The organism is Serratia sp. KH_031 (assembly GCF_057839655.1).
The window spans coordinates 1,939,254-1,951,306 of record NZ_CM174496.1; the positions used below are offsets into that span (position 1 = coordinate 1,939,254).

Consider the following 12,053-nt stretch of genomic DNA (forward strand, 5'->3'; position numbering starts at 1 on the left):
ATAACAAATCTGTTTTGTAAAAAGAGCTAATAGAACACCTTATATTGATTAAGTGTAATAGTTAGTCGTAGATATTTGACTTTAATTTACTATTTATAATTATGATGTTTTTATCTGCATCTATAAGTACGAAATATAACTAGATTGCTTTGTGACATAACGCTTACAAGCATTTTTATTCATCGAGTTGTTTTTAATTAACTTTATATAATATGAATGTTAGAGATTAGGTATTGTGTTGACTTTTTTTAAGAAGATACTTAGAGTGACTCTTGTTCGCAGCATTATTACTCTACTAATATATTTTATGGGTATCATTTTCACAATTATTCATTCATTAAATGAATAATTCATAAGGTTACTCCTATTCTGTATGTTTTAACTTCAGTGTTAAATCCTTTTGGTGCTATCATTCTGGTTGTTTATGTGTGGTTTTTATAATTATTTTTTATGATTCTTACTGAGTAAATGTAAAAATATAATAATTCATGGACGTAATATTAAACTAGGGAGTGAGGTTATGTATTTTACAAACATCATGAGAGGTCGGGTTTTCGGTTTTCAAAGTGTTGTTTTTTATTTTAATTTATTGATTTTATTTGTTTTTATATCATCATTGATGATGTCAAACTCTAAGGCTAGCACTAACAGTGATATTTTTATACCTAAAAATAAATATATTCACGAGGAACTTTTTTTAGAGTGGAGTAAAATTAATGTTAATACTCATGGTGATTCATCTGAATTTTTCATAAATGGAAGGTTTAATTTAAAAACACCCACTAAGCACATGAAAAACGACATAAACAGACAAGCCTGCTTAATGAGTGAAGCTATGGCTCTATTGGAACTTAATGCAGACATGTTCCAATTGGCTATAGTTGGGATGCAATGTAATAAACTTACGATGGCATATTACTCTAATAGGAGTGTTACATCCTAAATCGTTAACTGCATAGTTATTGATAGTACATATTAGTATCGATAGTATGTTTTGTTTTTTAATGAAAACTAGCTAAGAAGAAAATACTTAGGGAAACATCCATTTTTAAAAGTAGATGGAATGAGACAGAGAGGGAAAGTAATCAATATGGAACAAGAAAACTCAGGGGCAGCGTTACGTATAGTGCTAATGGATGCTAAACCCATTAATATATTTATATTTGAACATTTGTTGGCTCGCCTTCCATGGCGTATTGATGTTGTTGCTAGCGTGAACTCACGGGCAGAGCTCCAGCGACTGGTGGGTATCGTGTCGTTCGATGCGGTCATCATGGAGCTCAATGGTGTCGATGAAACATCGTTTAATGGCATTACGTTTTTACGCGAAATGCAACAACGGCTACCCAGTTGTCGTTTGATTCTGCTGACTGATTTGCAAGATGTACGAATACTTTCGATGGTCGAATCATTAAATATTGCGGGTATAATTTCGCGTGATGAATCAGTGGCGACGATCATACGTTTTTTGATGCAAGCATTAACGGGGTGGCCAGTTATCAGCCCCTACATCCGGGAATCTATGCAGATAGGTTCAGAAAAAGTGACATCAATTCGAGATCGCTTAACAACTAGCGAGTTTGAAGTGTTGCGTTACTTATTACAGGGTTGGACTCAATCGCAAATAGCTAAGCATCAGGGGCGCAGTCTCAAAACAATTAGCGCACATAAATGCAATGCCATGCGTAAATTAGGTATTAAAAACAATGCCAGTTTATTTACTCTATTACAATCGAATGAGATGATTTCTCATTAACTGGAGTTAGCTAAATAACTCATGGAATTGTAATGCGAGGTAAGGTTAAAAGGCACAGGAAAATTATCATGGATACGATATTCAACGATAACTATACACATACTCTTGATACTATCGTTATGGACTCATGTCAGATGAGTTTAAAAGGACTCTCTCTAATTATTCAGGAGTTCAGCCAGAAGATTAATTTGGATGCGACAGTTAATTCAATAACTGAGCTCACCGAATGGCTCGGTAAGAGACGATCTGCAATGGTGATCATATCACTTTCTGCTCGACAGAAGGATTATTTACCTTGCTTATTGTTCATTCAAGGAATGAAGCAACGTTGGCCAAATGTAAAACTGATAGTTATGACTTCTTTTCTTGAGGATAGAGTTGTCCGTTGCCTTTGTGAGTTTAAAGTTGATGGAGCCATCAGTAAACAAGAAACATTGTCAGTATTCAAACAGGTATTATTACAGGTATTAAATGGTGAGCGTAATTTTAGCCCACAATTAGTGACACGCCTTTCCTGTTGTGAACAAGAAGTCCAGCCATTATTAAGCCCCACAGAATTACGCGTGGTTAATCATATTCTTATTGGGCAAAAAATGGCTTTGATTGCGGATGAGTTACATGTTAGCAGACAAACAGTGAGCAGCCACAAACGCAACGCCATGAGGAAGCTGGGTGTGCGAAATACAGCTGCATTATTTGCTTTGCGTGATATTTTACCTGATCTTGCAAATGGAGAACTTATAGAGGATCAAGGTTTGTGTACGGTTTCTAACTTAGTTGATAAATGCATAGTAATGAACGATCATCTCACTAATATCGAAAGTGATTTTGGAATGGTTTCTTATACTTATGCCTGAGTATGTTGATACTTGGTCAAGTATGTAGATAATACTCACCCATAACTGTTATATATAAATGGAGCTAAATTTTCTAACATTAGTGCTAGTATAAATTACCGTGTGTTGGATGTTTTTGTGACCCAAGTAATCTTGAATTAGTTTAGTATCTACGCCTTTATCAGCCAATGCGTAGCCACAAGCGTGACGAAACATATGTGGATGAACTAATATTTCTATTTCCGCCAGCTCTCCATACTTTCTGGTTAAGCGATGGAAGTGCTGGCGGGATATTTGTCCACCTTGGCGAGATAAAAATAGTGTGTCAGTATCTGCGCCAAGATAGCGTGAGCGCACAGTTAACCAACGTTCCAATAAACTTCTTTCACGACTTTGCAATGGGTGCTGTACGGAAAGCCCATTCTTTAAGCGTGAAATCGTAATTTTATTATTTTCTAATTCTAGATCTTGCATTTTCAGGTTAACCAATTCGCTAACTCTTAATCCATGGACATAGCACATTAATATCATGCAACGATCACGAATTGAATTCTCACCTTTTGGAATTGATTGAAGGATTTTCTCTATTTCTAACGGTTTTAGAAAGTTTCTCTGTGTCATTTTTTAAACCTTATCATTTATGTCATTGGAAATATGCGTGTCATTTGAGTTGTATTGAACAGTTTTATCTCTTTTCACGCAATTCATGAGGCTGATAAGTGTTTTCTAAAAAATAGAAAAACCAGAATTTTCTCAGACTTGTTACTATGTGGCTTCTCTATTTACCTCTGGGTGGTGCATATGAGCAAAGACTTTGATTATAATTTGATTAGGATTTTTGTATCTGTTATTGAACATAAAAGCATGGGACGGGCAGCTGATGCTCTTGATGTGGGTGGGTCTACAGTGAGTTATGCTATTAATAAACTTAGAGATTATTACGGAGATCCACTGTTTGTTCGTGTTAAAAATGGTATTAATCCCACCTCGTTAGCCCTAAATTTGTATACCTTTTTCAAGGCCGCGGAGGAGGATATTTCGGCGGGTTTAAAACTTAAGAATGGCCTGTCTGTCGGGGGGGAGGAGTCTCGCTACCTACGTATTCGAGCCAATACTATAATTGAGTATTGGTTATCACATTATGCGTTGGAACAAGGCGTTATCTCCAGTCAAAGCCCTTTAGAGTTTTTATCTGGTGACTTCAAGCCTGATGAGCGATTGGATAAACTGAGAATGCGTGAGGTAGATATGGATATTGGTCTACCTTTACCCTCGGATCCGGCTATCGTCAGTATTCCACTATTTCAATTAAAATATGCGTTAGTCTATCATGCTGATAATAAAGAAATTCATGAAAATATAACGGTCGAGGAGTGGACGAAACAACAGCGCTTAGGGTGGGTATCGATCGAAGGTGGGGTGTCTGTCACCTCAGGTTTAGAAGAGATCTTTGGCAAGCGCGATTTGAATATGATTTATAAGAGTAATTCGATAATCAATATGTTGCTGTCCATTGCTCATAACACTTCGCTGTCTATGGCTTCACCAACATTTCTCTTACCACCTTTATCGCAGGTCATTCCGATAACATGGTGTGAGCCAAAATTTGCACAAGCGAATCTTCCCTATCTGCATGCCCATTTTCATAAGTCCCTGCGACGAGATCCTGCGATTGAGGAGTTGGTCAGAATTATGCTAGCTACGTAACTCGTTGTAGAGGCATCGTTACAGTCTGGTGCAAGATGTCTGCTACGAACGGCAGACATCTTGTTCGGCTTGGCCTTTTTACTCGACGTTGACCATCCAATTCACACCAAATTTATCCGTCAGCATGCCAAAACCTTTGGCCCAGAAAGTTTTGGCATAAGGCATGGTGACTTCACCTCCAGCCGCTAGTGCATTGAATATGCTCTGTCCTTCTTCTGCGGTATTGGGATTCAGTGACAACGAAAACCCTTTATGTGAGGCTTCAGTACCGTCACTTTGTGGACATCCATCTGAAGCCATAAGAGAACTTTCACCGATTTTCAGGTGAGCATGCATAATTGCTTCTGGCTCAACATCTTGTGGTGCCCCGCCTTGTTTAGCCTCTTCGGGCATATCTTTATAACGCATGACAATTACAATTTCTGCACCTAGTACCTCTTCATAAAAATGGATCGCTTCCTCACAGTTACCGCTAAAGAATAGGTAGGCTTGAACTTGCATAATAGTGACCTCGGTTACGACCTTTAGCTGATAAGCCGTTGGTCAGACGTGTGGCCAATGGTGATAATTGCCATCGGTGATTAATCAGTTTAGTACCATAAATGAACCCTGTCTGGGTGGCGATCACGTCGTGGATATTAGAGTAAAAATAGGATTATTCGGTTATTTGGGGTCGTTCGGTCTCGAATACGTGATATCAAGGTAAATCCTACTAATAGAAATTCGGATAGATGCTGATGTGTAAGCCGCTGATTTTTGTCTATAGTAATAGTGTATAAGCTACGCACGGTTGTGCTGTATCTACTGTGTGTGAAGTCTGTACTAGTCTAAAGGGTATGGCTGGTTAGTCTTGTTCTTGCGTAAGAAACAATCCGTGGGTAGAGGCCGGTGCTGTTGTCGGCTTGGTGATAGAATTTCTTTTAGGCAAAAAGTCATTAGGGAGAGTAAAGATGGGCATCATTTCTTGGATCATTTTTGGTTTAATCGCCGGTATTCTGGCTAAGTGGATCATGCCAGGCAAAGACGGTGGTGGTTTTATTATGACCATCGTATTGGGGGTTGTCGGTGCGGTTGTCGGTGGCTATATCAGTACCTTCTTTGGTATGGGTAAGGTCGATGGTTTCAATCTGGGCAGCTTCGTGGTCGCGGTTGTGGGTGCTTTAATCGTACTTTTTGTCTACCGGAAGATCAGAAGTTAATCAGGTGCTGATCGAGAGGGTCGCTACGGCGGCCCTTTTTCATTCAATTATGGCGATTGGCTGGCAAATACCGGCAATGGCCGAAGGGGAAAGTCATGGGTATATTTGATAGCTTAATTACTCAAGTACTGGGTAATCTACTGGGTCAACATGGCTCGGCTATTATGCAATGGGTTGAACAGCAGGGTGGTATCTCTGCGTTGTTAGCTAAATTCCAAAATGGGCAGTTTAATGATCAGGCAGCATCATGGGTTGGTACGGGAGAGAATCAGGAAATTGACGGTAATAGCGTGCAGCAAGCATTAGGACCTGATGCTATTAGCCAATTGGCCGCAGCATTGGGTGTGGGAAATGATGAAGCTTCTAATACCATTGCGCAATTCTTACCAACGTTAGTTGACCAAGCATCTCCTGGAGGTGAGTTAAAACAGGAAGGTGATATTGATCTAAAAGGTAAGTTCTTCTGATTCAAATATTCCCCGACAAGTCTAGACTGTCGGGGAGATTTCATTACTCGCAAATCAACATAATCTTGCCGATATGAGCACTGGACTCCATCAATGAGTGTGCTTCAGCGGCCTGCGCCAGTGGGAAGGTTTTGAATATTTGTGGTTTGAGCATTCCGCTAGCCAGTAGTGGCCAAACCTGTTGTTCCAAATCGGCCGCAATCTGTGCTTTATCTTCTACACTACGGGCACGCAGAGTTGAGCCTGTATGCGTTAGACGTTTTAGCAATAATGGCATTAGGTTCAGATCCTTTGCGATACCATTCTGCGTACCAATTTGTATAATCCGCCCATCCATTGCCGCTGCCTGATAATTTTTGGCCACATAATTGCCAGCGATTAAATCGACGATCACATCCGCGCCTTTCCCGTCAGTGACTTGCTTGGTACATTCGACAAAATCGTCTGTGCGGTAGTTAATCGAGAAATCTGCACCAAGTGCCAAGCTGGCCTGACGTTTATCTTCGGAACCGACGGTAGTGATCACTTTGGCGCCGAATGCCTTTGCCAGCATAGTCGCGACGGTACCAATGCCGGAAGTTCCCCCGTGGATTAATACGGTTTCACCGGCGCTGAGTTTGCCGCGTTGAAACAGGTTCACCCAAACGGTAAAGAAGGTTTCTGGAAGAGCTGCTGCTTCCAACAAACTAAAACTCGATGGAACTGGCAACACATTACTTTCATGCACCACACAGTATTGTGCGTAGCCGCCACCGGCAACCAATGCACAAATACGATCGCCTATTTGATATTTACTGACCCCGGAACCCATGGCAATAACTTCACCGGCAAATTCCAGACCGGGAATATCAGATGCACCTGGCGGCGGGGCATACTGACCACGGCGCTGCATCACATCAGGACGATTCACCCCAGCAGCCGCAATTTTGACTAGGATCTGGCCTTGGCCAGGTGTGGGGGCTGGACGTTCAATTAGCTGTAAAACATCTGGCTCCCCAGGATGAATGATCTCAATGGCATGCATCATGCTGGGTAGTGTCTGACGGGATTGCATAGTCCTCTCCTTTTCGTGGTCGCTAACTTGCGGTTATTAATCTAACGCAAGAACTGCGGGAGAGGGGGATTATTGTGCTGAGAACTAATGACGACTCAGATGAATAGCGGGTTCAATCGTTCGGTGGAATGTAAAACCCTTTTAAGGAAACGATAAAGTGCTCTTTTCCTTTGGATATTTTGGCACCTTTATCACACCACAAACTGGCTAGTTGGAAAAAGTCATCGCTACCGATGTCATACGCCAGTTCGATCTTTCTTGCTGTCCCAGCGCGTATGAGTGTCTCTGCTTCCTGATGAGTCGAGGCTTTAATTATTGTCATGAGCGAGATCCTAGGGTTAATTCTGAGCGGATAATCGCCAATCATCATATTGATTAATTGTGACATTTTTGTGATTTAAATATGACAAGAGTTCAAATTGTGCGTGGGACGAAAAAAGCGCCTAATAGGGAGGTGATACTTGTCAGTTAAATTTTTTGAAAAGCGCAAGGCGTCATTCAAACCGATTATCAATGCATCAACTTTGAGAGGGATTTTCTATGCATAATAATAAGTTCTCTTTTTTTTGCGCGATCCTGTTTGTATTATGCGTGGCAATGCCGCCCGCTGCCACAGCCGCGGGGAATAAAGCGGCAACAGTTCCAGATACGATTCCCATACACAGCATGCTCGACGTTGCTGCACACGGCTATTTCTATGCAGGGGGCAAGCTCGTGGGCGAAAAAGGTAATGAAGGCATGAAAGGGCAAATGTATGTGGAGGTCTTCAAGCCCAAGAAAATCACCAAGCCGTACCCGTTGGTGCTCTACCATGGCGCCGCGCAAACCGGCACCAATTGGATGACAACTGCCGACGGCGGCAAAGGTTGGGCTCCCTATTTCGTAGAGAAGGGCTATCTCGTTTACGTCGTTGACCAACCAGCTCGCGGGCGCTCGGCCTACCAGCCGGGCATTGATGGCGAGCTACGCATCATGGGTGCCTCGCAGCTTGAAGCGCGTTTCACGGCAAGTGCATACTTTGAGCAGCCAGCTGCCTGGCCGCAAGCGAAAAAGCATACACAATGGCCCGGCAACGAGGCAACTAAAGGCCGCCGTGGAGACCCGGTGTTTGACGCGTTCCTAAAAACACAAGTTCCCTATCTAAGCAGCAATGTGGAAACCGCCAAGTTGGTGCAGGCGGCATCGGCAGCATTGTTGGGCCAGATCGGGCCAGCGATCTTGGTGACGCACTCGCAGTCTGGCGCTTTTGGCTGGCTGATTGCTGACGCCCGTCCCGGATTGGTCAAAGGGATCGTCGCGCTGGAACCCCAAGGACCTCCATTCCGCAATGCGGTATTTGGCGACAGCAAGGCGCGGGCTTGGGGAATTACAGATGTTCCAATCACTTATGCCCCTCCCGTCAGCGATCCATCGGAACTGCAGACCGAAGAAATTGAGCCGATGGAGGCCGGAGAAGTTGCGGGGGTTTTACAAAAAGCACCAGCGCGACAATTGCCAAATCTGAAAGACATTCCCATCCTTATTGTGACTGGCGAAGCGTCTTATCATGACACTTACGATGCGTGGACGTCGAGATTCTTAACGCAGGCGGGTGTAAAGAACACTTATGTCCAGTTGGGTAAGCACGGTATTCACGGCAACGGGCATATGATGATGCTGGAAAAAAACAGCCTAGATATTGCAAGACTTGTCGATAAATGGATGGGCGAGAATATCCGCTGAGTCGGCTTTTCCAGACGAGAATTCAGTATTTGGATAGGATTTTCCGATAGCAAGTACGTTCTATGGCCGCATCTTATTCGCTTTGGCTGAGGTGAAAATGCCGCAAATGGCAGAGCCTTTGTGCTCGTACTTAAATGATAATTTTCAGGTACTGAAACCTGCATCTTGAAGTCACTTGGGTATAGTATGTGAGCAAGTTTCTTTCATAAGACATTGAACTATGTCCCATAAAATGGCCGTATCCGGTTGGCGTCAACGTAGTTATCAAATGCTATTTGATCATCATTCGCGCTCAGGGCGCAGGATGGAGATGTTTTGGATTATTATCGCGGTGCTTAGCGTCGCGTTGTTGTTTATGGAGCCCGGCGGTAGCGCTATATTCAGCCCGGAACGACGGGCTATTTATCTTTTTTTCTGGGCTGAAGTGTGTTTTACCGGCATCTTCACGCTGGAATATCTATTACGGCTATGGTGTACACCAAAAGAGCAACGCTATGCCTTCAGCTTCTTTGGTTTCATTGATCTGCTAACGATACTTCCTCTCTATATCATATGGTTCCTGCCTCATATGACGATAGAGTTCGTCATGCTGCTGCGTATTTTGCGAATTTTACGTATCTTTAGAGTATTGAAACTACTGCGTTATATGAGCGAAATCGGCATGATTTGGCGCAGTCTCAAGCAGGCGCGGCGTAAGTTGGGCGCCTTTTTTGGTTTTGTCACCGTCGTGCTTTGTGTTTTTGGTGGCTTGATGTTTGCTATCGAAGGTGGGCAAAGCGGTTTTACCAGCCTAGGGGCTTCTGTTTATTGGGCGGTAGTCACACTGACGACCGTGGGTTATGGCGACATTGTCCCGCATACCCCACTGGGACGAATGTTGGCCTCTATCTTGATTTTACTCGGCTACTCGATCATTGCTGTGCCAACCGGCATCTTGACTGCGTATATGGGGCAAGAGCTGCAACGTTATCGCCAACGACGCATCTGTGTGCAATGCCAACGTGGCGATCACGAAGAAGAAGCTGCATTCTGCAAATATTGCGGTACTGAACTGCCATCGACAGAAGCCGAAACGATGAAAAATGGTTAATCAGTCGACTAAGTGGGGTTAAAACATGAGCGTTTACCCCTATTTACAACTCCACAGGCTGAAAAGGGTTGCTATTAATACGCTGACATGAGTTAATGCTTCCCGGCCTGTGGTACAGACCTATTTATGCACGACATTTTGAGTAAAGTAGTTCAAATTTAAAGCGTTATCCTTGATAGCTCTTCTCTGACGAATTTCCTTTCTAGTGCCTCCATAAGTAACTGATAACCGGCTATAACATGCCCATGCTGGCTTAAATTTTTTATTGAAGGAAATAGACATGTCTAACATGATCAAAGGTCAAGTGAAGTGGTTCAACGAGTCTAAAGGTTTTGGTTTCATCACTCCTGCAGACGGCAGCAAAGACGTGTTCGTTCACTTCTCTGCTATCCAGGATCAAGGCTTCAAGACCCTGGCTGAAGGCCAGAACGTACAGTTCTCTATCGAGAACGGTGCTAAAGGTCCGTCAGCGGCTAACGTTACCGCTATCTAATTGGCAATTTGCTGATTAACAAAAACCCGCCAAGGCGGGTTTTTTTGTGCCTGTTATCTAGCCAACCTCAACGATACTGTTCTGCTACTCTTTAGAGAGTGACGACTCTAAGGGGGCACAATACGGTGTTTCCCACCTCATTGTGTAATACACTAAAGATAATGATAATTGATGAGGTAAATCATGAAGGTTAACGATCTTGTGACGGTGAAAACGGATGGCGGTCCACGCCGGGAAGGTAAAATCTTGGCAGTTGAGATTTTTAATGAGGGGACGATGTATCTCGTCTCTTTAGCTGATTATCCCGGTGGTGTTTGGTTCTTCAACGAAAACGAAATCGGTAATCACGAGGGGATCTTTGTTGAACCTCGTACCCCAGGCGCTCAATAATTAGTCAGTTAATTAAGCTGTGATTATTGAGTTTCGAATGAAACGGTTATTTTTTATTATGACCACAATAAGCTAAGGTTATTCAGTTTATCATTTGTTTAATAAATTAACCTTTACATCATTATTCTGCATCACTATACTTCAGACAAAATTTCATAGGAGAGAACACATTGGACAGTTGTAGTTATAGCGAAATAAGCAAGGCAAGCTGACCAATCTCCTTTCGATTTGTTGCTTGCCGAACATGGCGGGCAGCACCCTCTCTAAATATCGAGCTGTGCATACCCAAACATTTTTACCCGATGCATTATTGCGTCAGGCGAGTTGTCTTGGATTTTATTATGGTATTTTGCAGCCACAGCCTTTTTCCTCCAGGTATTAATACGCAACTTCGCTGATGTGTTAATCAGCGCAACTTCGCGTGTGCTAAAAAGCACATGAATCAACCTCCTTGTTGTTATTAGGGGAAGATCATGGCTATGACTCCTTTTGTTTTAAATTTATTACTGGCAATGTCCCTTGGCGCTATTATTGGGGCGGAGCGTCAATGGCGGCAACGCATGGCTGGCCTGCGCACTAATGCGTTGGTGGCGACCGGTGCAGCGGTTTTCATCCTTAGCTCAATGCTCACAGAACCCGTCAGTGCAGGGCGTATTGCGGCGCAAATTGTTTCTGGCATCGGTTTTCTTGGTGCGGGCGTGATTATGCGCGAAGGCTTGAATATCCGCGGCCTAAACACTGCCGCCACGTTGTGGTGCTCTGCGGCAATCGGCGTGCTATGTGGTTTAGGGCAGCATTGGAATGCCGTTTTAGCGACGTTGGTTATCCTGTGCGCTAACATCCTTTTGCGTGAGGCGGCTCAACGCATCAATTTACAACCGCAACAGCAGGCGGTTGATCTGGAACAACGCTATCGCATTCAAGTGACCTGTGGCGACCAAGATGAAATATTGGTACGTACCTTGATATTGCAGGCATTAAATGGGGTAGCTTTGCGTCTGCAATCGTTGCGTAGTGCCGATATTGCCATACCGGGACAACTTGAAGTTTGTGCCGAAATCATTACCAACCCAGCAGGTCAGAAATATATCGAAGGTATTGTTTGCCGTATTAGCTTGGAGAGAAGTGTCAGTGCCGTACATTGGCGTGTCGCTTCTGAGTTACCCGTTTAATTCATTTCACCGTATTGGTGATAAGGAGGCGTCATGGATGATCATCCCGGAGGTTTAATTATTTCGCGTTGTTAGTGTGGTGATTGAATGCTGACGACGTTAACTCAATAGATTCCACCTGCGTATATCACCTGTTAATCGGGCAGGGTTTGATCTGCTAAGAGTTT

The 12,053-nt window shown here is 43.2% G+C and carries 15 protein-coding genes; 11 read left to right on the top strand and 4 right to left on the bottom strand.

Annotated elements, in window-relative coordinates; all coding sequences use genetic code 11:
- The first annotated feature begins 520 nt into the window (after nt 1-520).
- The 3 genes from AC3ISQ_RS08665 (at nt 521) to AC3ISQ_RS08675 (ending at nt 2,613) form a co-directional block, all read left to right on the top strand.
- Entirely contained in the window at nt 521-943 is a 423-nt protein-coding gene (locus AC3ISQ_RS08665) for a hypothetical protein (protein WP_489352336.1), read from the top strand.
- A gap of 147 nt (nt 944-1,090) precedes the next feature.
- A complete protein-coding gene (locus AC3ISQ_RS08670; protein ID WP_489352338.1) occupies nt 1,091-1,756 on the top strand; it encodes a LuxR C-terminal-related transcriptional regulator in 666 nt (221 codons plus the stop codon).
- 68 nt (nt 1,757-1,824) lie between these two features.
- On the top strand, nt 1,825-2,613 hold the full coding sequence (locus tag AC3ISQ_RS08675) for a LuxR C-terminal-related transcriptional regulator (RefSeq protein ID WP_489352340.1): 789 nt from the start codon (nt 1,825-1,827) through the stop codon (nt 2,611-2,613).
- Nucleotides 2,614-2,661: 48 nt separating this feature from the next.
- On the opposite strand, the gene AC3ISQ_RS08680 is transcribed toward AC3ISQ_RS08675, so the two are convergent.
- Nucleotides 2,662-3,213 (bottom strand): tyrosine-type recombinase/integrase, encoded by a 552-nt coding sequence (locus AC3ISQ_RS08680; protein ID WP_489352342.1) that lies wholly within the window; start codon nt 3,211-3,213, stop codon nt 2,662-2,664.
- A gap of 180 nt (nt 3,214-3,393) precedes the next feature.
- On the opposite strand from AC3ISQ_RS08680, the gene AC3ISQ_RS08685 reads away from it, so the two are divergent.
- Nucleotides 3,394-4,299, top strand: coding sequence for a LysR family transcriptional regulator (locus AC3ISQ_RS08685; RefSeq protein WP_489352344.1), 906 nt, complete (start codon nt 3,394-3,396; stop codon nt 4,297-4,299).
- Nucleotides 4,300-4,377: 78 nt separating this feature from the next.
- Here the strand turns inward: AC3ISQ_RS08685 and yjdN are convergent, their stop codons facing one another.
- Nucleotides 4,378-4,800, bottom strand: a complete 423-nt coding sequence (yjdN, locus tag AC3ISQ_RS08690; protein ID WP_489352346.1) for a VOC family metalloprotein YjdN — start codon at nt 4,798-4,800, stop codon at nt 4,378-4,380.
- Nucleotides 4,801-5,249: 449 nt separating this feature from the next.
- Here yjdN and AC3ISQ_RS08695 point away from each other — a divergent pair, with 449 nt between their 5' ends.
- Together AC3ISQ_RS08695 and AC3ISQ_RS08700 are read left to right on the top strand one after the other, a co-directional pair.
- Nucleotides 5,250-5,498, top strand: coding sequence for a GlsB/YeaQ/YmgE family stress response membrane protein (locus AC3ISQ_RS08695; protein WP_489352348.1), 249 nt, complete (start codon nt 5,250-5,252; stop codon nt 5,496-5,498).
- 95 nt (nt 5,499-5,593) lie between these two features.
- Entirely contained in the window at nt 5,594-5,965 is a 372-nt protein-coding gene (locus AC3ISQ_RS08700; protein WP_489352350.1) for a YidB family protein, read from the top strand.
- 43 nt (nt 5,966-6,008) lie between these two features.
- Here the strand turns inward: AC3ISQ_RS08700 and AC3ISQ_RS08705 are convergent, their stop codons facing one another.
- Nucleotides 6,009-7,019, bottom strand: a complete 1,011-nt coding sequence (locus tag AC3ISQ_RS08705) for an NAD(P)H-quinone oxidoreductase (RefSeq protein ID WP_489352352.1) — start codon at nt 7,017-7,019, stop codon at nt 6,009-6,011.
- A gap of 112 nt (nt 7,020-7,131) precedes the next feature.
- Nucleotides 7,132-7,341 carry a hypothetical protein gene (locus AC3ISQ_RS08710; protein ID WP_489352354.1) on the bottom strand — a complete coding sequence of 70 codons (210 nt, stop codon included), beginning with the start codon at nt 7,339-7,341 and terminating at the stop codon, nt 7,132-7,134.
- Between the two features lie 218 nt (nt 7,342-7,559).
- Between AC3ISQ_RS08710 and AC3ISQ_RS08715 the strand changes: the two genes are divergently transcribed.
- The 5 genes from AC3ISQ_RS08715 (at nt 7,560) to AC3ISQ_RS08735 (ending at nt 11,886) form a co-directional block, all read left to right on the top strand.
- Nucleotides 7,560-8,741, top strand: a complete 1,182-nt coding sequence (locus AC3ISQ_RS08715; protein ID WP_489352356.1) for an alpha/beta hydrolase — start codon at nt 7,560-7,562, stop codon at nt 8,739-8,741.
- 232 nt (nt 8,742-8,973) lie between these two features.
- Complete coding sequence (locus tag AC3ISQ_RS08720) at nt 8,974-9,831, top strand: ion transporter (protein ID WP_489353197.1); 858 nt, start codon at nt 8,974-8,976, stop codon at nt 9,829-9,831.
- Between the two features lie 280 nt (nt 9,832-10,111).
- Nucleotides 10,112-10,324 (top strand): transcription antiterminator/RNA stability regulator CspE, encoded by a 213-nt coding sequence (gene cspE / locus AC3ISQ_RS08725; protein WP_004946278.1) that lies wholly within the window; start codon nt 10,112-10,114, stop codon nt 10,322-10,324.
- 183 nt (nt 10,325-10,507) lie between these two features.
- The gene (dsrB, locus tag AC3ISQ_RS08730) at nt 10,508-10,714 is read left to right on the top strand and encodes a protein DsrB (protein WP_489352358.1); all 207 of its coding nucleotides are present in this window, start codon (nt 10,508-10,510) and stop codon (nt 10,712-10,714) included.
- A gap of 473 nt (nt 10,715-11,187) precedes the next feature.
- Nucleotides 11,188-11,886 (top strand): MgtC family protein, encoded by a 699-nt coding sequence (locus AC3ISQ_RS08735; protein WP_489352360.1) that lies wholly within the window; start codon nt 11,188-11,190, stop codon nt 11,884-11,886.
- Nucleotides 11,887-12,053 lie beyond the last annotated feature (167 nt).

Coding starts and splice junctions, on each gene's coding strand:
- AC3ISQ_RS08665 (WP_489352336.1), top strand. CDS start 521: ATGTATTTTACAAACATCATGAGAGGTCGGGTTTTCGGTTTTCAAAGT.
- AC3ISQ_RS08670 (WP_489352338.1), top strand. CDS start 1,091: ATGGAACAAGAAAACTCAGGGGCAGCGTTACGTATAGTGCTAATGGAT.
- AC3ISQ_RS08675 (WP_489352340.1), top strand. CDS start 1,825: ATGGATACGATATTCAACGATAACTATACACATACTCTTGATACTATC.
- AC3ISQ_RS08680 (WP_489352342.1), bottom strand. CDS start 3,213: ATGACACAGAGAAACTTTCTAAAACCGTTAGAAATAGAGAAAATCCTT.
- AC3ISQ_RS08685 (WP_489352344.1), top strand. CDS start 3,394: ATGAGCAAAGACTTTGATTATAATTTGATTAGGATTTTTGTATCTGTT.
- yjdN (WP_489352346.1), bottom strand. CDS start 4,800: ATGCAAGTTCAAGCCTACCTATTCTTTAGCGGTAACTGTGAGGAAGCG.
- AC3ISQ_RS08695 (WP_489352348.1), top strand. CDS start 5,250: ATGGGCATCATTTCTTGGATCATTTTTGGTTTAATCGCCGGTATTCTG.
- AC3ISQ_RS08700 (WP_489352350.1), top strand. CDS start 5,594: ATGGGTATATTTGATAGCTTAATTACTCAAGTACTGGGTAATCTACTG.
- AC3ISQ_RS08705 (WP_489352352.1), bottom strand. CDS start 7,019: ATGCAATCCCGTCAGACACTACCCAGCATGATGCATGCCATTGAGATC.
- AC3ISQ_RS08710 (WP_489352354.1), bottom strand. CDS start 7,341: ATGACAATAATTAAAGCCTCGACTCATCAGGAAGCAGAGACACTCATA.
- AC3ISQ_RS08715 (WP_489352356.1), top strand. CDS start 7,560: ATGCATAATAATAAGTTCTCTTTTTTTTGCGCGATCCTGTTTGTATTA.
- AC3ISQ_RS08720 (WP_489353197.1), top strand. CDS start 8,974: ATGGCCGTATCCGGTTGGCGTCAACGTAGTTATCAAATGCTATTTGAT.
- cspE (WP_004946278.1), top strand. CDS start 10,112: ATGTCTAACATGATCAAAGGTCAAGTGAAGTGGTTCAACGAGTCTAAA.
- dsrB (WP_489352358.1), top strand. CDS start 10,508: ATGAAGGTTAACGATCTTGTGACGGTGAAAACGGATGGCGGTCCACGC.
- AC3ISQ_RS08735 (WP_489352360.1), top strand. CDS start 11,188: ATGGCTATGACTCCTTTTGTTTTAAATTTATTACTGGCAATGTCCCTT.